Annotated in this window: 24 protein-coding genes and 2 pseudogenes; 18 read left to right on the forward strand and 8 right to left on the reverse strand. The window is 48.5% G+C overall.

What is annotated here, in order from left to right:
• Nucleotides 1-69: 69 nt before the first annotated feature.
• The 10 genes and pseudogenes from TW89_RS06005 (at nt 70) to TW89_RS06050 (ending at nt 11982) form a co-directional block, all read left to right on the forward strand.
• On the forward strand, nt 70-303 hold the full coding sequence (locus TW89_RS06005; protein ID WP_070461515.1) for a glutaredoxin family protein: 234 nt from the start codon (nt 70-72) through the stop codon (nt 301-303).
• A gap of 69 nt (nt 304-372) precedes the next feature.
• Complete coding sequence (gene scpB, locus TW89_RS06010; RefSeq protein WP_128580852.1) at nt 373-981, forward strand: SMC-Scp complex subunit ScpB; 609 nt, start codon at nt 373-375, stop codon at nt 979-981.
• 251 nt (nt 982-1232) lie between these two features.
• Nucleotides 1233-3247: pseudogene (locus TW89_RS06015) on the forward strand (BCCT family transporter).
• Nucleotides 3248-3446: 199 nt separating this feature from the next.
• Complete coding sequence (recN, locus tag TW89_RS06020; protein ID WP_128580853.1) at nt 3447-5108, forward strand: DNA repair protein RecN; 1662 nt, start codon at nt 3447-3449, stop codon at nt 5106-5108.
• 115 nt (nt 5109-5223) lie between these two features.
• Nucleotides 5224-6180 carry a glutathione synthase gene (gshB, locus tag TW89_RS06025; RefSeq protein ID WP_128580854.1) on the forward strand — a complete coding sequence of 319 codons (957 nt, stop codon included), beginning with the start codon at nt 5224-5226 and terminating at the stop codon, nt 6178-6180.
• A gap of 68 nt (nt 6181-6248) precedes the next feature.
• A pseudogene (locus TW89_RS06030) lies at nt 6249-6631 on the forward strand (diacylglycerol kinase).
• Nucleotides 6632-6762: 131 nt separating this feature from the next.
• On the forward strand, nt 6763-7245 hold the full coding sequence (locus TW89_RS06035) for a copper chaperone PCu(A)C (RefSeq protein WP_049348010.1): 483 nt from the start codon (nt 6763-6765) through the stop codon (nt 7243-7245).
• 126 nt (nt 7246-7371) lie between these two features.
• On the forward strand, nt 7372-8475 hold the full coding sequence (gene mnmA / locus TW89_RS06040; protein ID WP_128580855.1) for a tRNA 2-thiouridine(34) synthase MnmA: 1104 nt from the start codon (nt 7372-7374) through the stop codon (nt 8473-8475).
• A gap of 92 nt (nt 8476-8567) precedes the next feature.
• Nucleotides 8568-10223, forward strand: a complete 1656-nt coding sequence (locus TW89_RS06045) for an AMP-binding protein (RefSeq protein ID WP_128580856.1) — start codon at nt 8568-8570, stop codon at nt 10221-10223.
• 124 nt (nt 10224-10347) lie between these two features.
• On the forward strand, nt 10348-11982 hold the full coding sequence (locus TW89_RS06050; RefSeq protein ID WP_128580857.1) for a CTP synthase: 1635 nt from the start codon (nt 10348-10350) through the stop codon (nt 11980-11982).
• Nucleotides 11983-12045: 63 nt separating this feature from the next.
• Here the strand turns inward: TW89_RS06050 and TW89_RS06055 are convergent, their stop codons facing one another.
• Nucleotides 12046-12792 (reverse strand): carbonic anhydrase, encoded by a 747-nt coding sequence (locus TW89_RS06055; RefSeq protein WP_128580858.1) that lies wholly within the window; start codon nt 12790-12792, stop codon nt 12046-12048.
• Nucleotides 12793-13177: 385 nt separating this feature from the next.
• Here TW89_RS06055 and TW89_RS06065 point away from each other — a divergent pair, with 385 nt between their 5' ends.
• The gene (locus tag TW89_RS06065; RefSeq protein WP_128580860.1) at nt 13178-14293 is read left to right on the forward strand and encodes a porin; all 1116 of its coding nucleotides are present in this window, start codon (nt 13178-13180) and stop codon (nt 14291-14293) included.
• Between the two features lie 63 nt (nt 14294-14356).
• Here TW89_RS06065 and TW89_RS06070 read toward each other — a convergent pair whose 3' ends face one another.
• Complete coding sequence (locus tag TW89_RS06070; RefSeq protein ID WP_164836706.1) at nt 14357-14968, reverse strand: CNP1-like family protein; 612 nt, start codon at nt 14966-14968, stop codon at nt 14357-14359.
• 109 nt (nt 14969-15077) lie between these two features.
• Between TW89_RS06070 and TW89_RS06075 the strand changes: the two genes are divergently transcribed.
• From TW89_RS06075 to pyrC, 3 genes are all read left to right on the forward strand, one after another.
• Nucleotides 15078-15302, forward strand: coding sequence for a sulfurtransferase TusA family protein (locus TW89_RS06075; protein ID WP_128580862.1), 225 nt, complete (start codon nt 15078-15080; stop codon nt 15300-15302).
• Between the two features lie 12 nt (nt 15303-15314).
• Nucleotides 15315-15908, forward strand: a complete 594-nt coding sequence (locus TW89_RS06080) for an NMCC_0638 family (lipo)protein (protein ID WP_128580863.1) — start codon at nt 15315-15317, stop codon at nt 15906-15908.
• Between the two features lie 99 nt (nt 15909-16007).
• The gene (gene pyrC / locus TW89_RS06085; protein WP_128580864.1) at nt 16008-17042 is read left to right on the forward strand and encodes a dihydroorotase; all 1035 of its coding nucleotides are present in this window, start codon (nt 16008-16010) and stop codon (nt 17040-17042) included.
• Between the two features lie 132 nt (nt 17043-17174).
• On the opposite strand, the gene TW89_RS06090 is transcribed toward pyrC, so the two are convergent.
• Together TW89_RS06090 and cysD are read right to left on the reverse strand one after the other, a co-directional pair.
• Nucleotides 17175-17738 (reverse strand): RBBP9/YdeN family alpha/beta hydrolase, encoded by a 564-nt coding sequence (locus TW89_RS06090; RefSeq protein ID WP_070765096.1) that lies wholly within the window; start codon nt 17736-17738, stop codon nt 17175-17177.
• Nucleotides 17739-17971: 233 nt separating this feature from the next.
• Nucleotides 17972-18913 carry a sulfate adenylyltransferase subunit CysD gene (cysD, locus tag TW89_RS06095; protein ID WP_432757675.1) on the reverse strand — a complete coding sequence of 314 codons (942 nt, stop codon included), beginning with the start codon at nt 18911-18913 and terminating at the stop codon, nt 17972-17974.
• A gap of 189 nt (nt 18914-19102) precedes the next feature.
• Between cysD and trhA the strand changes: the two genes are divergently transcribed.
• Nucleotides 19103-19729 (forward strand): PAQR family membrane homeostasis protein TrhA, encoded by a 627-nt coding sequence (gene trhA, locus TW89_RS06100; protein ID WP_128580866.1) that lies wholly within the window; start codon nt 19103-19105, stop codon nt 19727-19729.
• A 58-nt stretch (nt 19730-19787) separates the two neighbouring features.
• Here trhA and TW89_RS06105 read toward each other — a convergent pair whose 3' ends face one another.
• Entirely contained in the window at nt 19788-21218 is a 1431-nt protein-coding gene (locus TW89_RS06105; protein ID WP_128580867.1) for an alanine/glycine:cation symporter family protein, read from the reverse strand.
• A gap of 365 nt (nt 21219-21583) precedes the next feature.
• Here TW89_RS06105 and TW89_RS06110 point away from each other — a divergent pair, with 365 nt between their 5' ends.
• Nucleotides 21584-22312: a YebC/PmpR family DNA-binding transcriptional regulator gene (locus TW89_RS06110; protein WP_003745951.1), complete on the forward strand. Its 729-nt coding sequence runs from the start codon at nt 21584-21586 to the stop codon at nt 22310-22312.
• Between the two features lie 60 nt (nt 22313-22372).
• On the opposite strand, the gene TW89_RS06115 is transcribed toward TW89_RS06110, so the two are convergent.
• The 3 genes from TW89_RS06115 to hemH form a co-directional block, all read right to left on the reverse strand.
• The gene (locus tag TW89_RS06115; RefSeq protein WP_070607855.1) at nt 22373-22864 is read right to left on the reverse strand and encodes a disulfide bond formation protein B; all 492 of its coding nucleotides are present in this window, start codon (nt 22862-22864) and stop codon (nt 22373-22375) included.
• A 205-nt stretch (nt 22865-23069) separates the two neighbouring features.
• Entirely contained in the window at nt 23070-23468 is a 399-nt protein-coding gene (locus TW89_RS06125; RefSeq protein ID WP_128580868.1) for a c-type cytochrome, read from the reverse strand.
• Between the two features lie 123 nt (nt 23469-23591).
• A complete protein-coding gene (gene hemH, locus TW89_RS06130; RefSeq protein ID WP_128580869.1) occupies nt 23592-24602 on the reverse strand; it encodes a ferrochelatase in 1011 nt (336 codons plus the stop codon).
• Between the two features lie 241 nt (nt 24603-24843).
• On the opposite strand from hemH, the gene TW89_RS11720 reads away from it, so the two are divergent.
• Together TW89_RS11720 and TW89_RS06135 are read left to right on the forward strand one after the other, a co-directional pair.
• Nucleotides 24844-24981, forward strand: a complete 138-nt coding sequence (locus TW89_RS11720) for a hypothetical protein (protein ID WP_164836704.1) — start codon at nt 24844-24846, stop codon at nt 24979-24981.
• A gap of 62 nt (nt 24982-25043) precedes the next feature.
• A complete protein-coding gene (locus TW89_RS06135) occupies nt 25044-25544 on the forward strand; it encodes a lecithin retinol acyltransferase family protein (RefSeq protein WP_128580870.1) in 501 nt (166 codons plus the stop codon).
• Nucleotides 25545-25573: the final 29 nt, after the last annotated feature.

Consider the following 25573-nt stretch of genomic DNA (forward strand, 5'->3'; position numbering starts at 1 on the left):
TCATGCCTGTATGGTTTGGCGGCATTTTGCTATACAATGGCCGCTTTTGTCCCTCCGAGAGTAACCGCCATGAAACTGACCTTGATGTTTCGGGAATATTGCAGCCTGTGCCACAAAATGCGCGAACAATTAAAGCCTTATCAGGAGCAGTTTGGATTTGAGCTGGATATTGTTGATGTCGATGCCGATCCGGTTTTAGAAGAAAAGTACAATGAGCTGGTACCTGTCTTGCTGGATGGCGATACCGAAATTTGCCATTGGTTTTTGGACGAAGAAAAACTGAAAGCGCATTTGAGCGCGTAACAAACCGTTGACCATATTATCTTTCAGACGGCCTTTGGCTGTTTATGCCGTCTGAACATTGATTTTATTATGACTGAAAAACTTTCTCCCGATGCGCTGATTGAAGCGGCGCTGTTGACGCAAGTCGAACCCTTAAACGAAAAAGCCATGCGCGAATTGTGCGTGCCGCCGTTGTCGCAAGACAAGCTGATTGACGTGTTGGCGCAACTGAAGGCTCGCTGGCAGGGCAGGGCTTTGCAACTGGTGCATACCCATGAGGGCTGGCGCTTCCAAGTCGCCCAAGCTGCATTTGAACGACTGGGCAGCCTGCAAGAGCAGCGCGCGCCGCGTTATTCCCGCGCCGTGATGGAAACGCTGGCGATTATTGCCTATCAGCAACCGGTAACGCGTGGCGATATCGAAGGCATACGCGGTGTGGCGGTGTCGCAAAATGTGATGCAGACCTTGCAGGATAGGGGCTGGATTGAAGTCATCGGCCACCGTGATTCTGTCGGCCGTCCGGCTTTGTGGGCAACCACGGCAACATTCTTAAGCGATTTGCGTTTAGAAAGTTTGGAAGAGTTGCCGCCGCTGACTGAATTGGGCGAGCTGGTGTTGCCTGATTTGATGGAAACGCCGCCGACAGGTGATGAGGAAGCTGAAGAAGCAGTTGAATCAGGAAACAGATTGATTAACTGATTTGAATGTAAAGGCCGTCTGAAACAATCATGTTTCAGACGGCCTTTATTGTTGTATAACATCATGATTTTAAATATAATTTTCATTTATTTTAATAACTTATTGATTTTGTGATATAATTTAAAAAATCATTAGAATAAATATCTCTCGTTCTGGAATAGTTTGAGAAGACATACGGAAACGTTTCTCTCTTTATCAATCGGCAGCCCGTTTGTTCTTCAAATATGCGCTGTATCAACTACGGAACCGATATGAAATTCAAACAATTCATTCAAAACAAATCTTCTTTCAACCCAAGCGTGGTCGGTATTACGCTTTTCTTCGTCCTTTTGCTTTTGTCAGCTGCTTTGGTTTGGCCTCAAAATACTGAGGCTTTGTTAAATGCCATGAAGCAGTTTATCTTTCAAAATGTCAGCTGGTTTTACATTCTGACTTTCTCTGTATTCCTTATTTTCTTATTGGCGCTTCCCATCAGCAGCCTTGGCAGTATCAGGTTGGGTACAAACGAGGACGAACCTGAGTTTTCGTTTTTATCATGGTTGGCTATGCTGTTTGCAGCCGGTATGGGCGTGGGCTTGATGTTTTTCGGTGTGGCCGAGCCTTTATCGCATTTCTCTTCCCCGATTGCCAAAGGCAATGCGCAAGAGGCGATTCTGCATACGGTGTTCCACTGGGGGATTCATGCCTGGGCAATCTACGGAATCATTGCGCTTGCCTTGGCGTATTTCGGTTTCCGCTATAAATTGCCGCTGGCGTTGCGCTCCTGCTTTTATCCGATTTTAAAAGACAAAATCAACGGCAAAATGGGCGATGCCATCGATGTGATGGCTTTGATTGCGACTTTGTTCGGTATTATCACAACCTTGGGATTTGGCGCGGCACAAATGGGTTCCGGTTTGTTGAAGATGGGCTGGGTGCAGGACAACAGCTATGTCTTGCAGGTCGGCATTATCGTTGTTGTGATGGCGATTGCCATATTTTCCGCAACTTCGGGCGTGGGAAAAGGCGTCAAAATTTTGAGTGAAACCAACTTGGTATTGGCACTGACTTTAATGCTGTTTGTCTTGCTGAGTATGCCGACGACGTATTTGATTTTTGCATTCAGCGACAATTTGGGCACTTATTTGAGCAACTTCGTTTCGTTCAGCTTTAAGTCATATACCTATGAGCCTGAGCATACAAAATGGTTTACCGGCTGGACGGTGTTGTATTGGGCTTGGTGGTGTTCGTGGTCGCCTTTTGTCGGTTTGTTCATTGCCCGAATTTCACGAGGCAGAACCATCCGCGAATTTATTTTTGGCGTATTAGCAGTGCCTAGCCTGATGAGTATTTTGTGGTTTACCGTATTTGGTAATTCGGCCTTGTGGCTGGACACGCATGTGGCAAACGGCGCCTTGTCTGCCTTGACTAACGAGCCTGAAAAACTGTTGTTTGCCTTTTTGAATTATTTGCCATGGCCGGTTGTCAGCAGCTTGGTGGCATTGCTGGTGATTGCGCTGTTTTTTATCACTTCTGCCGACTCAGGCATTTATGTGCTGAACAATATTGCTTCGCGCGATAAAGGGCTGGCTTCGCCCAAGTGGCAATCGGTTATGTGGGGTATGTTGATTTCGGCTGTGGCCATTGTGTTGCTGGGTGCCGGGGGTTTGCCTATCTTGCAAACCATGACCCTGATTGCGTCTCTGCCATTTGCGGTGTTGATGATTTTTATGATGGTTTCTTTGTGGAAAGCCCTGAACAACGATGCCAACTATTTTGCAACCGCCGTCAATCCGAGCAGTATTTTCTGGTCGGGCGATCATTGGAGGGAACGCCTTGGCCAAATGATGAATCAGACGCAGGAAGTCGATATCATCAAATTTATGAAAAATACGGCGCTTCCGGCAATGCAGGAATTGAAAAACGAATTGACCGAAAAATACAATATGGACGTAGAAATCCGTTGCCTGTTGCAACAGGATGAGCCATCGGTGGAGCTGGTGGTGCATAAAGGGACGGTAAGGGATTTTGTCTATGGGATTAAATCCGTAAAGCGGGAAATTACCGATCAGTTGATTCGCGAAGACAGCCTGCCTCATTTCAAATATGCGGTAACGTTCATACCGTTGACGTATTTCTCGGATGGGCGCGATGGATACGATGTGCAATATATGACGCAAAAAGAATGATTGCCGATATGCTCAAGCAGTATGAGCGTTATCTGAACCTGCTTGCCGGAGTAGGGCAGGAATTAATGGGGCATGAACAAGTAGAGCTGGCAGAATAAAGCAAATTTAGGCCGTCTGAAAATGTAGCAATATTCAGACGGCCTTTTTATTGCCTGCTTAAAAAATAAGTTGTTTAAAATAAATATCTTAGATAAATTATAAGAAAAATCTGATTCAAACTATAAAAAATCTTAGTTATAATCAGTTTATCTAAAGCTATTCCGCATAGGTGCGGGTGATTTACTAAGGAATACTGCAATGCTGTTGGCACTTTCTTTGCGTGATTTTGTCATTGTTGAAAACCTGAATCTTGATTTTCAAAACGGCTTTACCGTATTGACGGGCGAGACCGGCGCAGGCAAATCGATTACTCTGGACGCGATTGGCCTGTTGTTGGGCGATAAAGCCGATTATAGCCAAGTGCGAAGCGGCGCCAAAGAAGCGCAGTTGTCGGCTTTGTTCGACATCAGCGGTTTGCCCGAACTGAAAGCGCAGCTGCAGGAGCAAGGCCTTTTGGAAGAAGATGCGGAAGAGCTCAGCATCCGCCGTATTATCGATGCCAAGGGTAAAAGCCGCAGTTATATCAATAATCAGGCAGCAACATTGGCGCAGCTGAAAGCCATTGGCGAGCAGTTAATCGATATTCACGGCCAAAATGCCCATCATTCGTTGAATCAAGAATCTGCACAACGCGAGTTGTTAGATGCGTTTGCCGGCAGCAAAGAGCAGGCAGAAACGGTCAAACAGCTTTATCAAAATTGGGTCAATGCGAAAAAGGCACTACAAGAGGCGCAAGAACAGGCAGAAACCATGGCTATCGAACGCGAGCGTTTGGAATGGCAGTTTAATGAATTGAACCAATTGGAGCTCAAGCCCAACGAGTGGGAAACCTTAAGCCAAAGCCACGACAGCCTGGCGCATTCGGCCGAGTTGTTGCAAACCGCCGAACAGGTGGGCGACAGCATAGATGGGGACAACGGTATCCAACGTCAAATCTACCAATGCCAAAAACTGCTGGGCAATCTGCAAAACATTGAGCCGCGCTTTGCCGAGAGTCTGAATATGTTGGTAAGTATTGAAGCCGAGTTGGGTGAAATCAGTGCCAATATGCGCGATGTAGCCGGTCGCAGCGACATCGATCCTAATGAATTGGCCGCACAAGAAAGCCGTATGGGCGAATTGATGAGCATGGCGCGCAAATACCGCATTGAGCCGGAAGAGTTGCCGCAAAAGTTGGCAGAAATCGACGAGCGCCTGCAAAACCTGCAAGCAGCTGCCGATTTGGAAACCTTGGAAAATACAGTCGCACGCAATCTTGCCGAATACCACGATGCCGCGCATATTCTCTCCGCCATGCGCCATCAGGCAGCCGGCCGTTTGGGCGAAGAGACCACCGAGCATATGCAGCATTTGGCCATGAAGGGCGCACGTTTTGACATCGTTTTGTTGCCGTCTTCGCCGACCGCACATGGTCTGGAGCAGGTGCAATTCCAAGTGGCGGCGAATAAAGGCAATCCGTCACGTCCTTTGAACAAAGTGGCTTCCGGCGGCGAATTGGCGCGTATCAGCTTGGCTTTGCAAGTGGTTGCCAGCCAATACACACAAGTGCCGACATTGATTTTCGACGAAGTGGATACCGGTATTGGTGGCGGCGTCGCTGAAATGGTCGGTAAAGCTTTGCGTGCCTTAGGTAAAAAACATCAAGTCTTGGCGGTAACCCATCTTCCTCAAGTCGCCTCTTGCGGTGAAAACCATTGGCAGGTCCGCAAGCATAGCGAAGGGGAGCAAACCGTCAGCGAAATCAGCGTGTTGAACCATCATCAGCGCATTGAGGAAATCGCGCGTATGCTGGGTGGCGAAATTATTACCGATACCACACGCAGCCATGCCGCCGAACTCTTGCATTTGGCAGCCGCCTAAAAGCCTCAAGGCCGTCTGAAAATAGGATTCAGACGGCCTTTTCTATATTTTGCCACCTTTTCAGGCAGGCAGAATACAAGGTATGATTATATCGTCTGTTTACAAGGAAATTTTGATGAAAGTCCTGTTTATCGCCGATCCAATGGCAAGTTTTAAAACCTATAAAGACACTACTTACGCCATGATGCGTGAAATGGCAAAGCGCGGTTGGCAGCTTTTTCATACCTTGAGCGGAGAATTGTCCGTCCGTGAAGGTTTGGTAGTGGCTCAGGCAGCAGCATTTGAGTTTGTCGGTGCGAAGAACGATGACGATCACGAATGGTTTAAATCAGAAGCAAAAGTTCAGACGGCCTTAAAAGATTTCGATGCGGTCATTATGCGCACTGATCCGCCGTTTGATATGCAATATCTGTATGCGACCCAGTTTTTAACTTTGGCAGAGCAGCAGGGCGCAAAAGTATTTAACAGCGGACAAGCAATGCGTGATTTCAATGAGAAATTGGCGATTTTGAACTTCAGCCAGTTTACCGCGCCGACTTTGGTTACCACACGTTCCGCCGATGTCCGTGCCTTTTTGAAAGAACACGGCGACATCATCATCAAACCGTTGGACGGCATGGGTGGTATGGGCATTTTCCGTCTGATCGAATCCGACCCCAATATCGGCAGTATCCTTGAAACCCTGATGCAGCTTGATTCACGCACCATCATGGCGCAACGTTATATTCCTGAAATCGTACATGGCGACAAGCGCATTCTGATTATCAGCGGGGAAGTTGTTCCGTATGCTTTGGCGCGTATTCCGCAAAACGGCGAAACGCGCGGCAACTTGGCTGCTGGCGGCCGAGGCGTGGCGCAGGAATTGAGCGAGCGCGACCGTGAGATTGCAGAAACCCTTGCGCCTGAATTGAAGCGTCGCGGTATTTTGCTTGCCGGTTTGGATGTCATCGGCAACAACCTGACCGAAGTCAATGTAACCAGCCCGACCGGCTTCCAAGAAATCATGAAGCAAAAAGATTTCGACGTTGCCGCCATGTTCGCAAATGCCGTAGCATCTTGGGCAAAACAATAAACCCAAAGGCCGTCTGAAAATTGACCCGACCGTTTCTTTTCAGACGGCCTTTTTATGTTGAGAATATGATGGAACCATCCTCCTACGCATCTGAAAAAAAGGCAAAAACGGCATCAAGCGCATTATCAATGCGTTTGGTTATTCCAAAGACGGACTGGCTGCCGCGTATCGTTATGAAAGCGCATTTCGCCAAGTTCTTTGGCTGAACCTGATTTTAATTGTCTTGGCATTGTTCCTTGATTTCGGCCCGGCCACCAAAATGGTGCTCATTGTTGCATCGTTTATTTCATTGATTACCGAATTGTTTAATACCGCCATCGAGGCAGCCGTTGACCATACCTCTACTGAAAAACACGAGCTGGCCAAGCGTGCCAAAGATGCCGGTTCGGCCGCGCAACTGATGGCTTTGTTCATGTTATTTATTGTTTGGATTATTGCATTAACTGCTTAAAAATGTGGTAATATGGTAATTCATTAGGATTAGATAGTATTAATTAATCTATATCAAAGTTTTCAGACGGCCTTTGGTTGTAAGATGAAGGCTGTATATCCCAGCCATTTGGCAAACACAAGGAGCAAAACATGAAAAAATTAATGGCAACCCTGATTCTGGCAGGCTTGGCAACTTCCGTATCTGCAGCCGGTATCCATATTGAAGACGGTTGGGCACGTGCCACTGTCGAAGGTATGAAAATGGGTGGCGCATTCATGAAAATCCAAAACGATGAAGCCAAACAAGACTTCTTGGTAGGCGGCAGCAGCCCTGTTGCAGAACGCGTTGAAGTACACACCCATATTAACGACAACGGTGTTATGCGTATGCGCGAAGTTAAAGGCGGCGTGCCTTTGGCTGCAAAAGGCGTAACCGAGCTGAAACCAGGCAGCTACCACGTTATGTTCATGGGTTTGAAAAAACAATTGAAAGAAGGCGAAAAAGTGCCTGTAACCCTGAAATTCAAAAACGCGAAACCTCAAACTGTCGAGCTGGAAGTGAAAACCGCACCACAATCCGGTATGGATCACGGTCACGACCACGGTGCTCACGGTGGCGCGCATCAGCACTAATTGCTTGAATTTGCATATAAAGGCCGTCTGAAAGTCATTGGGCTTTCAGACGGCCTTTCCTGTCGTCAAATCAAAATGTGCTAAAATCACGCTTTAAAAAATGCATTTGAAACCCACATTCTGCTCATGAATACTCACAACACACCAGCAAACATCATCGTCGGCCTTTCCGGCGGCGTCGATTCATCCGTTACCGCGGCCCTGCTCAAACAGCAAGGCCATCAAATCAGCGGCGTGTTCATGCAGAACTGGGAAGATGACGACAACGACGAATATTGCAGCATCAAACAAGATTCCTTCGATGCCATTGCCGTTGCCGATATCATCGGCATCGACATCGACATCGTCAATTTCGCCGCACAATACAAAGACAACGTATTTGCCTATTTTCTCAAAGAATACAGCGCAGGCCGCACGCCAAATCCGGATGTCTTGTGCAATGCCGAAATTAAATTCAAATGCTTTTTGGACTATGCCATAGAGCAGGGCGCCGATACCATTGCCACCGGACACTATGCCCGAAAAGAAGTTCGCAACGGCGTGCATTACCTGCTCAAAGGCTTGGATCAAAACAAAGACCAAAGCTATTTCCTGTACCGCCTCAAGCCTTTCCAACTTGAGCGCGCGATTTTCCCATTGGGCGAATTGGAGAAACCTGAAGTCCGCCATCTTGCCGAAGAATTCAAATTACCGACTGCAACCAAAAAAGACAGTACCGGCATCTGCTTTATCGGCGAACGCCCGTTCCGCGAATTTCTGCAAAAATACCTACCGACCAATAATGGCAAAATGGTTACCCCTGAAGGCAAAGTAGTCGGCGAACACGTCGGCTTGATGTTTTACACGTTGGGCCAACGCAAAGGCTTGGGTATCGGCGGCGCAGGAGAACCATGGTTTGTTGCGGCCAAGGATTTGACCAAAAACGAACTGATTGTCGTCCAAGGCCATGACCATCCTTTGCTTTATACGCAAAGCCTGATTATGAACGATTTGAGTTTCACATTGCCCGAACGTCCGAAAGAAGGACGCTATACCTGCAAAACGCGCTACCGTATGGCTGACGCGCCTTGCACGTTACGTTACTTGGATGATGAAACCATTGAGCTTGTCTTTGATGAGCCGCAATGGGCGGTAACCCCCGGACAATCTGCGGTATTGTACGACGGCGATGTGTGCTTGGGCGGCGGTATCATTATGTCCACCGACAAGCCTGTCATCATTACTGCTTAATAAAAGGGCCGTCTGAAAACGAAGCGGCGGATTAAATAAAGCCTTCAGACGGCCTCGATTCTAAAAAACGACTCAATAAAAGACTGATCAATATGGAAAAACTCTGGCTCAAAAGCTACGAACAAGGTGTCAACCCCGAAATCGATATCTCTCAGTACAGCTCCATCAGCGACGTATTCCGTCAAAGTGTTGAGAAATTTTCGGATAAACCTGCTTTTCAAAACATGGGTAAAACGCTGACTTATGCCGAAGTGGGCAAGTTGGCGACCGATTTTGCGTCTTATCTGCAAAACGTATTGAAACTGCCGCGCGGTGAGCGTGTGGCGATTATGATGCCGAACGTTTTGCAATATCCGATTGCGCTTTTCGGTATTTTGCAGGCAGGTTTGGTGGCAGTAAATACCAATCCGCTTTATACGCCGCGCGAGTTGGAGCATCAGTTGAAAGACAGCGGTGCGACAACGATTGTCGTGTTGGAGAATTTTGCCAATACGCTAGAATTGGTGTTGCCGCGTACGCAAATCAAACATGTGATTGTGGCATCGGTCGGCGAGATGTTCGGCATGATTAAGGGCGCGTTGATGAACTTCGTCATCCGCAAAGTGAAAAAAATGGTACCGGAATACCGCATTCCCAATACCGTGACTTTTCAGACGGCCTTGAAGCAAGGTGCGGCAAATACGTTCAAGTCTGTCGAATTGACGCGCGACGATACTGCCTTGCTGCAATATACAGGCGGCACGACCGGTTTGGCAAAAGGTGCCGTCCTCAGTCATGGCAATATCTGCGCCAATATGTTGCAGGCAAAAGAATGGATTAAAAACAGCCTGCACGAAGGCAAAGAAACGGTTATTGCCGCGTTGCCGCTTTATCATATCTTTGCCTTGACGGTAAACCTGATGATTTTCGCTAATACCGGTTCTAAAATCATCCTGATTACCAACCCTCGCGATATGAAGGGGTTTATCGGCGAATTGAAAAAAGAGCCGATCAGCGTGTTCATCGGTGTGAATACCTTGTTTAATGCGATGGTCAACCGTCCTGATTTCGCTGAAGTCAATTTTTCCCGTTTGAAGCTGACTTTGGGCGGCGGTATGGCAACGCAAAAAGCCGTGGCGGAAAAATGGAAAAAAATCACCGGTACGCCGATTGTGGAAGCTTACGGCTTGACCGAAGCCAGCCCGGGCGTATGTTGCAATCCTTTGAATATCGAGGCTTACAGCGGTGGTATCGGTTTGCCGGTTCCTTCGACCGAAGTCGAATTACGCGATGCGGACGGCAAAGAAGTGCCTATCGGACAGCCGGGCGAATTGTGGGTACGCGGTCCGCAAGTGATGAAAGGCTATTGGAACCGTCCTGAAGAAACCGCCAAAGCAATTGATGCGCGCGGCTTTTTGGAGACCGGCGACATTGCCGTGATGGATGAAAAAGGCTGGCTGAAGCTGGTGGACCGCAAAAAAGATTTGATTGTGGTATCCGGTTTCAATGTATATCCGAACGAAATCGAAGAAGTGGTGGCCAGCAACGACAAAGTCTTGGAAGTCGCCTGTATCGGAGTGGCAAGCGAGAAAACCGGTGAAGCGATTAAGGTCTTCGTCGTACGCAAAGACCCGTCTTTGACCAAGGAAGAACTGATCGATTTCTGCCGCAAAGAACTGACGGCGTATAAAGTGCCGAAAGACATCGAATTCCGCGACGAGTTGCCAAAATCCAACGTTGGCAAAATCCTGCGCCGCGAGCTGCGCTGATATATAGAATCAGTATGATAAGGCCGTCTGAAAACGCTGTTTTCAGACGGCCTGAAGCTTTTGCCGTTTGCCAGAATATGCTGCTTCAAGTTAAAATCACACATTCCAACATGGGTATCGCATCATGACTAAATTTATTTTCGTAACCGGCGGCGTTGTATCTTCTTTGGGTAAAGGTATCGCCGCCGCTTCTATTGCTACTATTCTCGAGTCGCGTGGCTTGAACGTGACCATGCTTAAGCTTGACCCGTATATCAACGTTGACCCGGGTACCATGAGCCCGTTTCAACACGGTGAAGTATTCGTAACCGATGACGGCGCGGAAACCGACCTCGACCTCGGTCACTATGAGCGTTTCATCAACGCCACCATGACCCGCCGCAACAGCTTCAGTACCGGCCAAGTCTATGAAAACGTGATTGCCAAAGAGCGTCGCGGCGACTATTTGGGCGGTACCGTACAAGTGATTCCGCACATTACCGATGAAATTAAACGCCGTATCCATGAAGGCGCGGCCGGTTATGATGTGGCGATTGTCGAAATCGGTGGTACAGTCGGCGATATCGAATCGTTGCCTTTTTTGGAAGCCATCCGCCAAATGCGCAGCCAGCTCGGCCGCAACAATACATTGTTTGCCCACCTGAGCTATGTTCCTTACATTGCCGCCGCCGGCGAAATCAAAACCAAACCAACCCAGCATACCGTTAAAGAAATGTTGAGCATCGGTTTGCAACCGGACATTCTGATCTGCCGTATGGACAGAGAAATGCCTGCGGACGAGCGCCGTAAGATTGCTTTGTTCTGTAACGTTGAAGAACGCGCCATCGTGGGCAGCTACGATGTGGACAGCATTTACGAATGCCCTGAAATGCTGCACAACCAAGGCATCGACAGCATCATTACCGAGCAGCTCCAACTGAATGTCAAACAAGCCGATTTGACCGAATGGAAGAAAATCGTTCACGCGATTCAAAATCCGAAACACACCGTCAAAATCGCAATGGTCGGCAAATACGTTGATTTGACCGAGTCCTACAAATCGCTGATCGAAGCCCTGAAACACGCCGGTATTCATACTGAAACCGACGTACAAATTACCTTTGTCGACAGTGAAAGCATCGAGAAGAGCAATGGCGACGTTTCCATGCTCAAAGACATGGACGCGATTTTGGTGCCGGGCGGCTTTGGTTCACGCGGTGTAGAAGGCAAAATTGCCGCTGTACGCTATGCGCGTGAAAACAACGTACCATACTTGGGCATCTGCTTGGGCATGCAAATTGCCCTGATTGAGTACGCCCGCGATGTTGCAGGTTTGAAAGGTGCGAACTCTACCGAGTTTGACTTGAAATGCGCCGCGCCTGTCGTTGCCCTGATTGACGAATGGCAAACTGCCGACGGCAGCGTAGAAACCCGTGACGAATCTGCCGATTTGGGCGGTACCATGCGTTTGGGTGCGCAAGAAGTTGACCTCAAACCGGGCAGCCTTGCTGCAAAAATCTACGGCAGCGAACATATCCGCGAACGTCATCGCCACCGCTACGAGGTCAACAACAACTATGTTCCTCAGTTGGAAAAAGCCGGTTTGGTCATTGGCGGCGTATCCGCAGGCCGCGAGCGTTTGGTTGAAACCATCGAATTGCCAAATCATCCTTGGTTCTTCGCGTGTCAGTTCCATCCGGAATTTACTTCCAATCCGCGCAAAGGCCATCCTTTGTTCAGCGCGTTTGTGAAAGCCGCGTTGGGTAACAAAAAAGTCTGATTGATGTGATTGAAAAAGCACCCGTTATCCGGGTGCTTTTTTGTTTTCAGACGGCCTTAGAAGTTATTTGTCTTCATTGACTTCGCGGTCGTTCAAAGGTTGTACGGGACGGTTGTTTTCGCCGCCGATAATATCGCGCATGGCTTTAAACTGCGCCGCATCTGCCTGAACCGGAGTTTTTAAGACAACCCAAGTCACGTTTTCGCTGCAAGGCGGTGTTGTCAGCGAGCCTTTCAGTTGGAAGTACTTGCTATCTTTAGGCAGCAGGGCTTGGATATTCAAGTTTTTCAACGTTACGGATTCGCCCGCTTTCAGTTTTTTGGCAGTGAGCGCGGACAAGGCAGGGTTGTTTTTGCCCGGTTTAAATACAGAGCCGATGACCGCCAAAGTGCCGTCTTCGGCTTGATGAACGAAATGCGCTTCCATTGGAAAATGTTTGCCTTTGAAAGTATGTTCGCTCGGCGTATGGAAGTGGAATTGTTTGAAGGTATAGGTTTTACCGTTAATCACGATGGTTTGGGCCTTGCCTTGCGGCGTGGCTTGAAGGGTGTGGCCGTTATTTTCTACTTTGTAGTCGGCGACGTTGTAACGGTATGCCGGTTGTTTGCCTTTTACTGCTTTTGTTGTGGAGAAGTCCACTGGAGATTGCTGTTTACCTGTTTTGCAGACAGCAAAGTCTTCACTCAAATCGCCCCAGTGTGCAGCATCGTTTTCACCTGTGTAAGACCAATGTGCATGATGGGTTTCGGCGGATACCGCTGCAGTAGAGACAGCCATTAGCAAAGATAAAAAGAGATGTTTGTTCAACATAAGGGCTCCTGTTTATTTATATTAGGTAAAAGGAAAATTTATACCAAATAAATTATTGATATAAAAAACTTCTTCATAAGAAGTAAGTTAATGATAGTGGCAATTTGGGAATATTGGGTTGATATATGGCAAACATTTATCAAGCAATCATTTTTGATTAAATGATTACAATAAGAGGAAGATTGTCCTTGTCGTGACTTTGAATGGGAGAGGCCGTCTGAAATTTCTTTCAGACGGCCTGTTTTATTTGAAAATGTTGTAAAAAGTCTAAACTCTAATGAATAAAAGTGTTTCTCAAGATGAAAGTAGTTGTTTGTAGCGTTGGAAAACATTAATATTGCTAAACGTGTTTTCACGAGATTTTAACTTTGTTTTGGAGAGAATAATGAAAAAATCGATTATCGCTTTGGTTATTGCCGGTTTGCCGCTGGCTGCATCTGCAGAAGTGATTCTGTATGGTCAAATCAAAAGCAGCGTGACCGTCGGTCAAGTAAAAATCAAAGGTGATGCAGGTTCTGAAACCAGCTCTACCGCAACCAGCATCAATGACAATACTTCCCGTATCGGTTTCAAAGGCAGCGAGAACTTGGGCGGCGATTTGAAAGCCATTTGGCAGGTAGAACAAAAAACAGCCATTACCGGCGGTTCCCAAGGTTTTGCCACTCGGGACTCCTTCATCGGCCTGCAAGGTAACTTCGGTAAGATTCGCGCCGGTAAACTCAGCAATATGCTGAATGAAATGGACACCATCGATCCATGGATGTACAAAACCAATGCCGCAGGCTTGGGCATCTTTACCCGTACCGGCAACCGCAACGCCGCCGTACGCTACGACAGCCCGGATTTCGGCGGATTCAAATTCAATGTGTCTTACGCACCGCGCGACAACCGCAATCCTTCAGACAAATACACGCACAGCAAACCGGCCAAAGACCAATACACCGGCGGCGTGAGTTTCTCTAAAAATGGCTTTACCGCCAATGCGGCTTACGGTCACTACAACGGCGCGTACACCGACAAATCAGGCAAAGTCAAAGCGGCGCAAATCGCCAAAGTCGAAACTTATTACGATAAAGACAATCTCTTTGTCGGCGGCGGCGTACACTATGCCAAAGGCCATGAGACAGGCAACGAATATTTAGGCTATTTCACCGATGGTTTTAATGAGTACAAGGGTAGTGACATTACTGTCGATACAGGCAAATCTGAAGCCGTAAAAGTAGTTGATGCAGCGGTAACTGTCGGCTACAAATTCGGCAACGTGACCCCACGCATTACTTACGCACACGGCTGGCCTGCCAAGGGCGTGAACAGCGGCGAGAAATTGGTGGATAAATTCGACCAAGTCGTTGTCGGCGGTCAATACACCTTCAGCAAACGCACCGGCATCAATGCCCAACTGGCGTATCTGAAAGTCGGCAACAAAACCCGTCTGACTGCGGCCAACAAAGGCGGCGTTGAACAAAAAGCTGCTTCTGTGGGCTTGTATCACAAATTCTAAGCCGTCTTGAAAGACAAGGCCGTCTGAAAAATTTCAGACGGCCTTTTTGTTGATTAAAGCAGTTTATTTGTCGTGGTTGGTCAGCGTTGTGCTGTGACGGCCGCCGCGTTCTTTCAAACGTTGTACCAAGCCTTCGACCGTTGTCGGCATGCCGTCGATACAGAATGCCTGATACAGGGCAGTATGCAGGGCATCGTTGCGGCTGAACGCATTGCCGATCAGCTTCCAATCGCCTTTGCGCGGCTCGATCCAGCGGTGGTTTACTGTGTCGCCGTAAGCGAATACTTTGTAAGACGAACGCTTGTCGTTGCTGTAAGTAAAGGACGTACGGGCGCAATAGAGGCCTTCGACGGAGAGGTTGTCGTAGCCTTTGTCGGAGCGCACGTTCAAGACGTAGCGGATGCTGTTGTCAGGCGCAGGCATGATTTGCAGACTGCTGAGCAGGATTTTGGGCTGCTTGCCGTAGGTTTCGTTGACATAGAGGTCGAACCAATCGCCCGATTGGGTATCGGGCAGGGGCGGCAACTCGGCTTTGTGTTCTTTAAACTCGCGTGCGGCAACTTCTTCAGGGCTTTCCTGATAACGCGTGTTGGTCAGCGTATCCTTTTGGCTGAAACCCAAAGCAAATGCTTGAGTCGCGGCAAGGCTGAGAGCGAGAAGGGCAAAACGGCGCATAGACAGCTCCAAAGTGAAAAACGGCTTTATTTTATGGGCTTGCAGGGTGGGGTGCAAGTAAGTGCGGTATAATTGACGTTAATTCTGATTAATATGACGAGTTTTTATCATGAATACACAAACTCTGGATGTCATCGGTTTGAAATGCCCGTTGCCGATTTTGCGTGCCAAAAAAGCTTTGGCGCAAATGCAGGAAGGAGAAGTGCTGACCGTATTGGCTACTGATGGCGGCGCGCCCGGCGATTTTGAAGCGTTTTGCCGTCAGACCGGACATGTCTTGTTGGAATCGAGCGAGACCGACGGCGTGTTCAAGCTGGTGTTGAAACACAAATAAAGGCTGTCTGAAATGTCTAAAGCTGTCGCGTTGTCTGCCGTCGTATTGGCCGTCTGCCTCAGTGCATGTGGCAATGAAGGCGTTTTGCCGCAGAACGCTGCCGATTATGCCCAAAATGTAACCGACTTGTTCCGCCAAAGCTGCGTGGCCGCAGACGGCGATGCTGCCCTTGTCGGCGAGTTTGCCAATGCCAACAAACTGGTTTTATTGTCGAAAAAAGATATTGCCGATTTGCCTGCTGGAATGATGGATTTGGAGGCATTAAGCATTTGGAAGAAAACGGAAAACGGCGCAGATTATTATTTGAGCCTGACTGAAGACAGTTGCAGCGTGCGCACGGCTAAAGCCGACGACCATCTGATTTTCAAACAATTTTTGGCTTTGGCAGAAAATCCGCCGCAAGGTTTGAATGCTGAGTTGCGTGCCGATAATTTGGCGGAAACCCCGTTGCCTATGCGTCAGATTTCCTACGCATGGCGCGCGTCCGGCAGTTCGAAAGAAACCTTGCTGACCGTTAAAACAACGTCGTCCGAGCATTTTCCGGTACAGGCTGTTTTTTATTTGACTCATCATTCTTACGACAATAAGGCCGCCGTTTTGCCTTAGGCCGGTTGACGGTTGAAAAACATCAAATTGCTAGAAACCGTTACCGCCGAATAAAGGCCGTCTGAAACATTATCAAACCAAACCACTCGAAAGTAAGCTATGCAAACCCTGACCATCATCCGCCCCGACGATATGCACTTACACCTGCGCGACGGCGACGCGCTTAAAGCCGTTGCCCCGTACACCGCCCGACAAATGGGCCGCGCGGTTATCATGCCCAACCTGAAGCCGCCCGTCGTCAGCGTTGCCGATGCCCAAGCCTACAAAGCGCGCATTATGGCCGCCCTGCCTGAAGGCAGCGCCTTTCAGCCGTTGATGACGCTTTATTTGACCGACAACGCCACTCCCGAACTCGTGCGCGAAGCCAAGGCTGCCGGTATTGTGGCTTTCAAACTTTATCCAGCAGGCGCAACCACCAATTCCGATTCCGGCGTAACCGACTTGTTTAAGCTGATTCCCGTGTTGGAAGAAATGGCGAAACAGGGCATTTTGTTCTTGGTTCACGGCGAAGTGACCGATGCTGAAATTGATATTTTCGACCGCGAAGCCGCCTTTATCGAGCGCGTGATGAAGCCAGTTTTGGCGCAAGTGCCGAATCTTAAAGTCGTGTTTGAACACATCACCACTGCCGAGGCTGCCCGACTGGTATTGGAAGCCAGCGATAATGTGGCCGCGTCCGTTACGCCGCAACACTTGCTGCTCAACCGCAACGACCTTTTGGTCGGCGGCGTGCGTCCTCATCATTTCTGCCTGCCTGTACTCAAACGCGAAACCCACCGTCAGGCTTTGGTTGCCGCCGTTACCGGCGATAAGGCGCACAAATTCTTCCTCGGCACGGATTCTGCGCCACATGCCAAAACTGCCAAAGAAAATGCTTGCGGTTGCGCCGGTATGTTCAGCGCGATGACCGCCATCGAGCTTTATGCCGAAGTGTTTGAGAAAGCAGGCGCGTTGGACAAACTGGAAGCCTTTGCTTCTAAAAACGGCCCGCGTTTCTACGGTCTGCCTGAAAATTCCGATACCATCACATTGCTCAAACAAACGCAAACCGTACCTGCCAGCGTACCTTACGGCGATGGCGAACTTGTACCGATGAGGGCCGGTAGCGAGATTGAATGGACGGTGCAATATTAAATTTGCCGCCAATTAGGCATAAAAAGAAACAACCTGCTTGAAAGGCAGGTTGTTTTTTATTGTTGTTCAGACGGCCTGTCATGGTGAGGGGAAGCACACTAGGCCGTCTGAAAACCGGATTAGAGTGAGTGTTTATTCGGTCAACATGGGTTTCAGCGCTTCCCAAGCCTGCGGCAGTTGGGTAAAGCCGTCCGAAGCCATTAAATGGCCGCCTTCGGGAATATGGGTAACAGGGCTTTTGAGCTTGGTCGCCATGTCCAAAGTCAGTTCGGGCGGAACATGGGTATCGTTGTCGGAAACCAGGCAGTGTTTGGGCATGTCGATTTTGCGCAGGATGTCGAAATCGGGGGACGCTGCTTTAATGTAGGCATCAAGCGCAGGCAGGGGCGGCAGCGTATCGGCAAAACCGGCGGCAAGCAACAGACCGCCGATTTTTTGCGGCTGTTGGCGGCTGAGGAAGTGAAGGAGGGTAATGCAACCGAGGCTGTGGCCGACTAGGAAGGTATGGGCATCGGGCTTGCCGATGTGCTGGTCAAGGGTAAACTGCCACGCGGTCGTGCTTGGTTTGTCGGGATTGGGCATGGCGAGTGAGATTGCTTGTGCGCCGGTGCTTTTGACTTGGGCGCAAAGCCAGTCAAACCAGTTGCCGTGCGGATTGCCTTCAAAGCCATGTACGATATAAACGCGTCGATTCATGTTTTTCCTCCTTCAGACGGCCTGAGACTTTTGTCTAAATCTCTGCCTGTAATTGTTTATTATACCATGTTTGTTTATGTTTTATTGTTTGTCGCTTTGTAAGGATGGTTGATTAAGCTTTTGTTGTTAAATGATATTTGCAAGAATAATAAAGCAAACAACACGGCAGGGGCGGATGGCTTTGCCGTGTTGTTCGGGTTTGAAATATATATGGACCGTCTGAAAAAAACAGTTTAGAAATAGCCTTGTTTTTTGCGCTCTTCCATTGCCGCTTCCGATACGCGGTCGTCCATGCGTGTGGCGCTGCGTTCGGAAATGGTCGCGGCGGCGGTTTCAGCAATGATATCTTCGGGCGTGGCGGCGGTACTGGCAACAGGGCAGGTGCAGGAAATATCGCCGACGGTACGGAAGCGGACATCGCGGATTTGGGCAACTTCGCCTTCACGTTTTGGGGTCAACGGGGTAACGGGAACGAGCAGACCGTTTCGTTCGACCACTTCGCGCTTGTGGGTGTAATAAATCGGCGGCAGGGAGAGTTTTTCGCGTGCGATGTATTGCCAGATGTCTAATTCCGTCCAGTTGGAAATCGGGAATACGCGCATGTTTTCGCCTTGGAACAGGCGCGTATTGTAGAGCGACCATAATTCAGGACGTTGGTTTTTGGGATCCCATTGGCCGAACTCGTCGCGGAAAGAGAAGATGCGTTCTTTGGCGCGCGCTTTTTCTTCGTCGCGGCGTGCACCGCCCATCAACGCATCAAAACCTTGTTCTTCGATGGTTTCAACCAGCGTAACGGCTTGTGCGGCGTTGCGTGAATCGGTTTCGCGGCGCAAGACGACGCTGCCTTTGCGGATGGATTCTTCTACGCTGCCGACCACAAGTTGTACGCCGGTACGCGCTACCGTATCGTCGCGGAACTGAATGACTTCGGGGTAATTGTGGCCGGTATCGACATGCAGGAGTTTGAACGGCAGCTTCAGCGGGCGGCCTTCGATTTGGAAGGCTTTGACGGCAAGCGCCAGCAATACGACGGAGTCTTTGCCGCCGGAAAACAGCAAGGCCGGATTTTGGGCGTTGGCAATCACTTCGCGGATGATGTAGATAGACTCGGCTTCGAGCCAGTCGAGGTGGTGGTTTTGGATAGACATTTTTTCTCTCTTTGCAACCTTGGCGATAGCCGATACTTTAGTGAGGCCGTCTGAAAAAGGGAAAGAATGGTTTGTTTGTTGCAAAGATGTTTTTGTTATATTGCAAGGCCGTGTTTTTCAGACGGCCTTTGCGCTTTAACTTATTTTTAAACCGATTTCTCTGACGAAGGGCCTGTCTTCGCGTACACTTTGGTTTTTTAGAAATGAGAATGGTTTATGTATCACGGCGAGAGATTTAATGCGTACAGCCATTTGGCCGGTTTCTTATTGGCAGTGGCGGCGTTGGTGCTGATGCTGGTGAAAGCGGTGGAATCGGCGGACGGCTATCGGATTGCCGGTGCACTGACTTACGGAGTTTGCCTGCTGCTTCTGTATTTGGGCTCAACCTTATACCACAGCATTCCGCAGCCGAAAGCCAAGGCGATTTTGCAAAAGGTCGATCATTGCATGATTTATCTTTTGATTGCAGGTAGCTATACGCCGTTTACGCTGATTACCCTTCACGGCGGCTGGGGCTGGTTGCTTTTCGGCGTGTCGTGGGGACTGGCTTTGCTGGGCATTGTTCAGGAACTGACGATTGGGCGTAAAAGCGAGAAGCGGCTGCTGTCGATGGTGATTTATGTGTTGATGGGCTGGCTGATTGTGGTGGCGGTGTGGCCGCTGATACAGTCGCTTTCGGCCGGCGGGTTGTTTTGGCTGGTGTTGGGCGGCGTATTGTATAGCGTGGGGATTTATTGGTTTATCAACGATACGAAAATCCGCCACGGCCACGGTATCTGGCACTTGTTTGTCTTGGCAGGCAGTTTGACGCAATTTATCAGCATTTATTTTTATGTGTTGTAGTTTCAGACGGCCTGAAATAAAAAACCTCTCAGTTTGACTGAGAGGTTTTTGTTTGTCGTTAACCTGGGTTTTTGTCGTGGAATTCGTGGAATTCATAGTTGTAGGTCAGCTCTTTGCCGGCTTTGGTTTGCGCCAGATAGTCGTCGTAAACCGCACGGATTTCCTTACGCAGCAGGAAGAGGGCGATTAAGTTCGGCAAGACCATAAAGCCGTTGAACATATCGGACATGCTCCAAACCAAATCCACTTTGCCCAATGTACCCAATACGATGGCCACCAAAACCAGTGCGCGGTAGATGCCCAAGTATTTGCCGCGGAACAGGAAGCGGATATTGGATTCGCCGAAGTAGTACCAGCCGATGATGGTGGTGAAGGCGAAGAAGGTCAGACAGACGGCGAGCAGTTGCGAACCGAAACCCGGGAAGGCTTTGTTAAAAGCCAGTTGGGTAACTGCCGCGCCGGTTTCGCCGGACAGGTTGGCATCGGTCAGCAGGATAATCAGCGCGGTTGCTGTGCAGACCATTAGCGTATCGATAAAGATACCGATAAACGCGGCCATACCTTGTTGCACAGGGTGTTTGACGTTGGCGGTCGCATGAGCGTGCGGGGTCGAACCCATACCGGCTTCATTGGAAAACAGGCCGCGCGCCACACCGAAGCGGACGGCCTCGCGCATACCGATACCGGCCGCACCGCCCAATACCGCTTCAGGATTGAAGGCGGCAACAAAGATACTGTGGAACATCGGGATGATGTGGTCGGAGAATTTGAACAAAATAATCACGGCACACAAGATGTAAATTACCGCCATAAACGGCACGACAAATTGCGCGATACCGGCAATGCGGTTGATACCGCCGATGATGATCAGGCCGGCGAAAACCGCCAAAGCAATGCCGACAGCCATCGGGGGAATATCGAAAGCCAAATTCATGGCAGAGGCGATGGAGTTGGATTGGGTCGCGTTACCGATGAAGCCCAGCGCGATAATCAAGGCAATGGAGAAAAAACCGGACAGGAAACGCGCCGCACCACGACCGATTTTCGGCGTCAGCCCGTGCGTAATGTAAAACGCAGGGCCACCGATGTATTTGCCGTGGCTGACCACGCGGTATTTTTGCGCCAAAACGGCTTCTGCAAAAATGGTAGACATGCCCAAAATGGCAGACAACCACATCCAAAAAATGGCACCCGGGCCACCGGCAGTAATCGCAGTGGCGACACCGGCAACGTTACCGGTACCGATTTGCGCGGAAATCGCCACAGCAAGAGCTTGAAATTGAGACAGGGATTTGCCTTCGTGGTCTTTGTCTTTTTTGCTGAACAAGCCGCCGAAAACGGCTTTAAAACCCGTCCCCAATTTGGTCACTTGCGGCGCGCCCAAGTACAGGGTAAAAAACAGGCCGATACCGATTAAGGCATAAATTAGCAGGTAGTCCCAAAGAACCTGATTGACTGCACCCACCAGAGCAGACAATATTTCTTCCATAATAAAACCTTTAATAAAAACAATAAAAATAAAATGATACGGGTAACTACTCCCACACATTTTTCGCGGTTGGCAATATCGGCGAGCAGGCCGTTTTGCCATTTGATACCGGTTAAGTTGTTAACAATTTTGACCGATTTTGTCATCATACCGTAAACTTTCGTGAATTAAAATGAAAAACTGACAAAGGTTTGCCGCAACTGTGCTTCTTTATTTAAAAAGGTTTCTTTGTTTTCAGACGGCCTGTTTTTGCAAATATTCGGGCCGTCTGAAATATTTTGGCTAAAGGCAACTTATGATAAAATGCACGCCTTACAAATGAAGCAAATTCCGCCTCAACGCGTGAAAAAACGAAAGGAATCAACATGGCAGGCCATAGTAAGTGGGCAAATATCCAACACAAAAAAGCCCGACAAGATGCCAAACGCGGCAAAATCTTCACCCGTCTGATTAAAGAAATTACCGTTGCTGCCCGTATGGGTGGCGGCGACCCGGGCGCAAATCCACGCCTGCGCCTGGCTTTGGAAAAAGCCGCTGAAAACAATATGCCTAAAGACAACGTGCAACGTGCCATCGACAAAGGTACGGGCAATCTGGAAGGCGTGGAATACATCGAGTTGCGTTACGAAGGCTACGGCATCGGCGGCGCGGCTTTGATGGTGGACTGTCTGACCGACAACAAAACCCGTACCGTTGCCGATGTGCGTCATGCGTTCACTAAAAACGGCGGTAACTTGGGTACCGACGGTTGCGTAGCGTTCAACTTCGTTCATCAAGGCTATTTGGTGTTTGAACCGGGCGTTGACGAAGATGCGCTGATGGAAGCAGCTTTGGAAGCTGGTGCGGAAGACGTTATCACCAACGACGACGGTTCTATCGAAGTGATTACCGCGCCGAATGACTGGGCAGGCGTGAAAGCAGCATTGGAAGCCGCAGGCTACAAATCTGTTGACGGCGACGTTACCATGCGCGCCCAAAACGAAACCGAGTTGAGCGGCGAAGATGCGGTTAAGATGCAAAAACTGATTGATGCATTGGAAGATTTGGACGACGTACAAGACGTTTACACTTCTGCCGTGTTGAATCTGGACTAAACAGTTTAAATAACAAAAGGCCGTCTGAAATTTCAGACGGCCTTTTTATATCGAAACCAATCAGATTTTTCTGGTTTTCAACCAAGCCCAAAGTAGCAGCAATACCACGAAGCTGAAATACAAAATACTCCACATCGGCAGGGCGACGCCGAATAGATAGTCCGGCTCGGCGCAGTTGCCAAAGCCGCGAACGATGGGTTCAAACCAATCGAACAAAGGCCAGTTGCGCAGGCGGAAGGTCCAAGGTGCGCCGCAAGAAGGGGCGGTGCCGGGCGGCAGGCTTTGCAGCCAAATTTGATAGGCGGCAACACCTGCGCCGTAAACGGCCGGGGCGGCAATCAACAATGCCGAGAGCGAGCGGGCAAATTTGGAAGATTGAGAACTGAATGCCGTAACAATGGTCAACAGCCCGACTGCCAATACGCACAAGCGTTGCAGGATGCACAATACGCACGGGTTCATGCCCAAAACGTATTGGGAAATAAAGGAGCCGCAGGCGGCAAATATGGAGAGGACGACTAGAAATAAAACAGTCTTGCGGAAAAAGTTCATAACATAAAACCTTTCAGACGGCCTGGACGTAAAACAGCCGCTAAATAACGTTTACTTTAACACAAAACGCATATGCTTTTTTTGGTTTGACGGTTTTTTGCGTATGTTTGTTGATGTTGCGTAACCATAAATATGGAAACAAAAATGTGTTCCGTATCGAAAAGGCCGTCTGAAATATTCAGACGGCCTTTATGGGAGAGACGTTTTATTTTTTCCCGTGAGATTTTTTGACATCTGCTTCAGTAATCGTACCGCCGCCATTATTGAAGGCGTTCATGATGTAAGTGGCAACGGCGGCAACATCGGCATCGTTGATGGCGGTAGAAGGCATGAAGCCGTTGTAGGGTTTGCCGTTTACTTTAATCGGGCCGTTGATGCCTTTGGTCATGCTTTGCAACAGGACTTGCGGTTTTTTGTTGATATAGTCGGACTGGAATAAAGGCGGGAACATGGCACCCCGGCCTTCGCCTTTTTTGCCGTGGCAGGCGGCGCAGTTGGTTTCGTAAATCTTTTGTCCTTTGCTCATCAACGCGGCATCGGCGGCAAAAGCGGTTGGGATGCTGAGTGAGGTCAGAAGGAGCAGGATAGGGCGGAGTGCAGTCATGATGTGTTCCTTTTTGAGTAGTGTTGTTTTTGATGGCTACACGCTTGGTTTGCGTTTTAATAGCTTGATGATAACGCTAAAGGCCGTCTGAAAGTGAATTTTTCAGACGGCCTTTGGTTTAGGTCAAATCCAGCCTTGCAGATTAGCCCGACTTAATTGTGCAAGTGCGGCAATCCAGTCGGCGGAATCGTTGAGGCAGGGGATGTAACGGTATTCTTTGCCGCCTGCGGCGTGGAATTGTTCGCGTCCCATAATGGCGATTTCTTCCATGGTTTCGAGGCAGTCGGCCAGGAAGCCGGGGCAGAATACGTCGAGTTTGGTCGTGTCTTGTTTCGGAAGCTGATCAAACAGGGCTTGCGTGCTGGGCTTGATCCATTGGGATTTGCCAAACTGGCTTTGGAAAGAAACGATATATTCTTGTTCGGACAAGCCCAATGCCTGCGCCAGCAGTTTGGCAGTATGGTGGCACTCGTCAGGATAGGGGTCGCCGTCGTCGTGATGCTTTTGCGGAATGCCGTGGAAACTCAACATCAGTTTTTCGCCGCGTCCGTTTTGGGCCCAATAGGCTTCAATATGCTGCTTCATGGCTTGAATATAGGCGGCATCGTCGTAATAACGGGAGACGGTGCGGACGCTCATTTGGTTGCGTTGCAGCAATAACTCTTGAAACACTTTGTCCAAAGCCGCGCCGGTAGAAGAGCCGGCATATTGCGGATAGAGCGGGATGACCAGCAATTTGCCCACGCCTTGGGCTTTGAGTTCCGCCAAAACATCGGCAACGCTTGGGTTGCCGTAAGTCATGGCATGACGGACGATGACATCGGGCAAATGTTTGGCTAGGGCTTCTGCTTGGCGGTGTGTGTAAACCTCAAGCGGCGAACCTTCTTTAAACCAAACTTTTTCATAGGCATGCGCGCTTTTTTTCGGGCGAAAAGTCAATACCAAGCCGCGCAATATCGGTTGCCATAAGAGCTTGGGTAGTTCGACAACGCGTTGATCAGACAGAAATTCTTTCAAGTAAGGCTTGACTGCGGCAGCAGTAGGCGCGTCAGGCGTGCCGAGGTTGAGCAGTAGGACGGCGGTACGGTTTTGTGCGGTGTAGGCTAAGGGTGGTTCGGTATGGAAACGGGACATAGTGATTAAATCGTTTTATTTTAAAAATAAGATTATAACAATGAAACTATTGTCTGGAGATTTTAGTTTTAGACATTATTTTTTGTAAATGTGGCTAATCTAAAAAAAAATGCTATAAACAAGAATTAGGAATCTTCTATTCATAATATAAGTAACTAAATGGAAGTAACTAAAAATATAGACGAATGGAATAAAATATGAAATAATTTTAATCTTAATTTTTTTTAGAGGGTATAACTAAATGGACTGGTTACCAATTATTCGTTTTATTTTATGGATAATATTTACGGAGGGAGTATCAAAAGAAGAGGCGGTCTCATTGGCTTCAAAAAAGTTTGGAGTTTCTGAAAGTAGTATTTGGAAACGTGGTGGGTTTTAAAATTAAAAATAGCACTCTCCTTTTAAGATAAACGGGAAAATTTTGGTTATAAAGGAAATACTATGCATCGTTCTTTATATGACAGATCGTATAAATTAAATAGAGATAAGTTATACGATACCAGTACATGGGGAATTTTGCGTGAATATGTGAAACCTGTTGAAGGTTCTGTTGTTTGGTGTGATTTAGGTGTAGTTGAACATAGTGGTATTTATGTTGGTAATGGAAAAATTGTCCATCTTGATGGTTCTGGCATGGTTGAAACGGTTTCCTATAGCGAATTTATGGAGAGATTAGGTGGTTGGAATAATGCAATCAATGTTTTTGTAAGCTGTAAAAATGGAAAGCCCGTTGGTTCAAAAAAAGTTGCTAAAATAGCAAAAAAATGGGTAGGTAAGAAGCGAGGTTATAGTTTGTTAATGGATAATTGCCATCGGTTTTCTGCAGGTTGCGTACTTGATGATTTTGATGAGGGGGAAAAATTTTTATACTTTAATCAGTTGGCAACGATATGTGGTGATGAAATGGGGGTTGATGAATGGGGTGTTTGGGATACTAATTAGTAAGTAATGAAATTCAAATTTCAACTAAA

Origin of the sequence: Neisseria flavescens, assembly GCF_001618065.1 — a bacterium.
Taxonomy (GTDB): Bacteria; Pseudomonadota; Gammaproteobacteria; order Burkholderiales; family Neisseriaceae; genus Neisseria; species Neisseria flavescens_A.

Bases quoted from the DNA above. Each gene is read 5' to 3' on its own strand.
- TW89_RS06005 (WP_070461515.1), top strand. From the start codon at position 70: ATGAAACTGACCTTGATGTTTCGGGAATATTGCAGCCTGTGCCACAAA.
- scpB (WP_128580852.1), top strand. From the start codon at position 373: ATGACTGAAAAACTTTCTCCCGATGCGCTGATTGAAGCGGCGCTGTTG.
- recN (WP_128580853.1), top strand. From the start codon at position 3,447: ATGCTGTTGGCACTTTCTTTGCGTGATTTTGTCATTGTTGAAAACCTG.
- gshB (WP_128580854.1), top strand. From the start codon at position 5,224: ATGAAAGTCCTGTTTATCGCCGATCCAATGGCAAGTTTTAAAACCTAT.
- TW89_RS06035 (WP_049348010.1), top strand. From the start codon at position 6,763: ATGAAAAAATTAATGGCAACCCTGATTCTGGCAGGCTTGGCAACTTCC.
- mnmA (WP_128580855.1), top strand. From the start codon at position 7,372: ATGAATACTCACAACACACCAGCAAACATCATCGTCGGCCTTTCCGGC.
- TW89_RS06045 (WP_128580856.1), top strand. From the start codon at position 8,568: ATGGAAAAACTCTGGCTCAAAAGCTACGAACAAGGTGTCAACCCCGAA.
- TW89_RS06050 (WP_128580857.1), top strand. From the start codon at position 10,348: ATGACTAAATTTATTTTCGTAACCGGCGGCGTTGTATCTTCTTTGGGT.
- TW89_RS06055 (WP_128580858.1), bottom strand. From the start codon at position 12,792: ATGTTGAACAAACATCTCTTTTTATCTTTGCTAATGGCTGTCTCTACT.
- TW89_RS06065 (WP_128580860.1), top strand. From the start codon at position 13,178: ATGAAAAAATCGATTATCGCTTTGGTTATTGCCGGTTTGCCGCTGGCT.
- TW89_RS06070 (WP_164836706.1), bottom strand. From the start codon at position 14,968: ATGCGCCGTTTTGCCCTTCTCGCTCTCAGCCTTGCCGCGACTCAAGCA.
- TW89_RS06075 (WP_128580862.1), top strand. From the start codon at position 15,078: ATGAATACACAAACTCTGGATGTCATCGGTTTGAAATGCCCGTTGCCG.
- TW89_RS06080 (WP_128580863.1), top strand. From the start codon at position 15,315: ATGTCTAAAGCTGTCGCGTTGTCTGCCGTCGTATTGGCCGTCTGCCTC.
- pyrC (WP_128580864.1), top strand. From the start codon at position 16,008: ATGCAAACCCTGACCATCATCCGCCCCGACGATATGCACTTACACCTG.
- TW89_RS06090 (WP_070765096.1), bottom strand. From the start codon at position 17,738: ATGAATCGACGCGTTTATATCGTACATGGCTTTGAAGGCAATCCGCAC.
- trhA (WP_128580866.1), top strand. From the start codon at position 19,103: ATGTATCACGGCGAGAGATTTAATGCGTACAGCCATTTGGCCGGTTTC.
- TW89_RS06105 (WP_128580867.1), bottom strand. From the start codon at position 21,218: ATGGAAGAAATATTGTCTGCTCTGGTGGGTGCAGTCAATCAGGTTCTT.
- TW89_RS06110 (WP_003745951.1), top strand. From the start codon at position 21,584: ATGGCAGGCCATAGTAAGTGGGCAAATATCCAACACAAAAAAGCCCGA.
- TW89_RS06115 (WP_070607855.1), bottom strand. From the start codon at position 22,864: ATGAACTTTTTCCGCAAGACTGTTTTATTTCTAGTCGTCCTCTCCATA.
- TW89_RS06125 (WP_128580868.1), bottom strand. From the start codon at position 23,468: ATGACTGCACTCCGCCCTATCCTGCTCCTTCTGACCTCACTCAGCATC.
- hemH (WP_128580869.1), bottom strand. From the start codon at position 24,602: ATGTCCCGTTTCCATACCGAACCACCCTTAGCCTACACCGCACAAAAC.
- TW89_RS11720 (WP_164836704.1), top strand. From the start codon at position 24,844: ATGGACTGGTTACCAATTATTCGTTTTATTTTATGGATAATATTTACG.
- TW89_RS06135 (WP_128580870.1), top strand. From the start codon at position 25,044: ATGCATCGTTCTTTATATGACAGATCGTATAAATTAAATAGAGATAAG.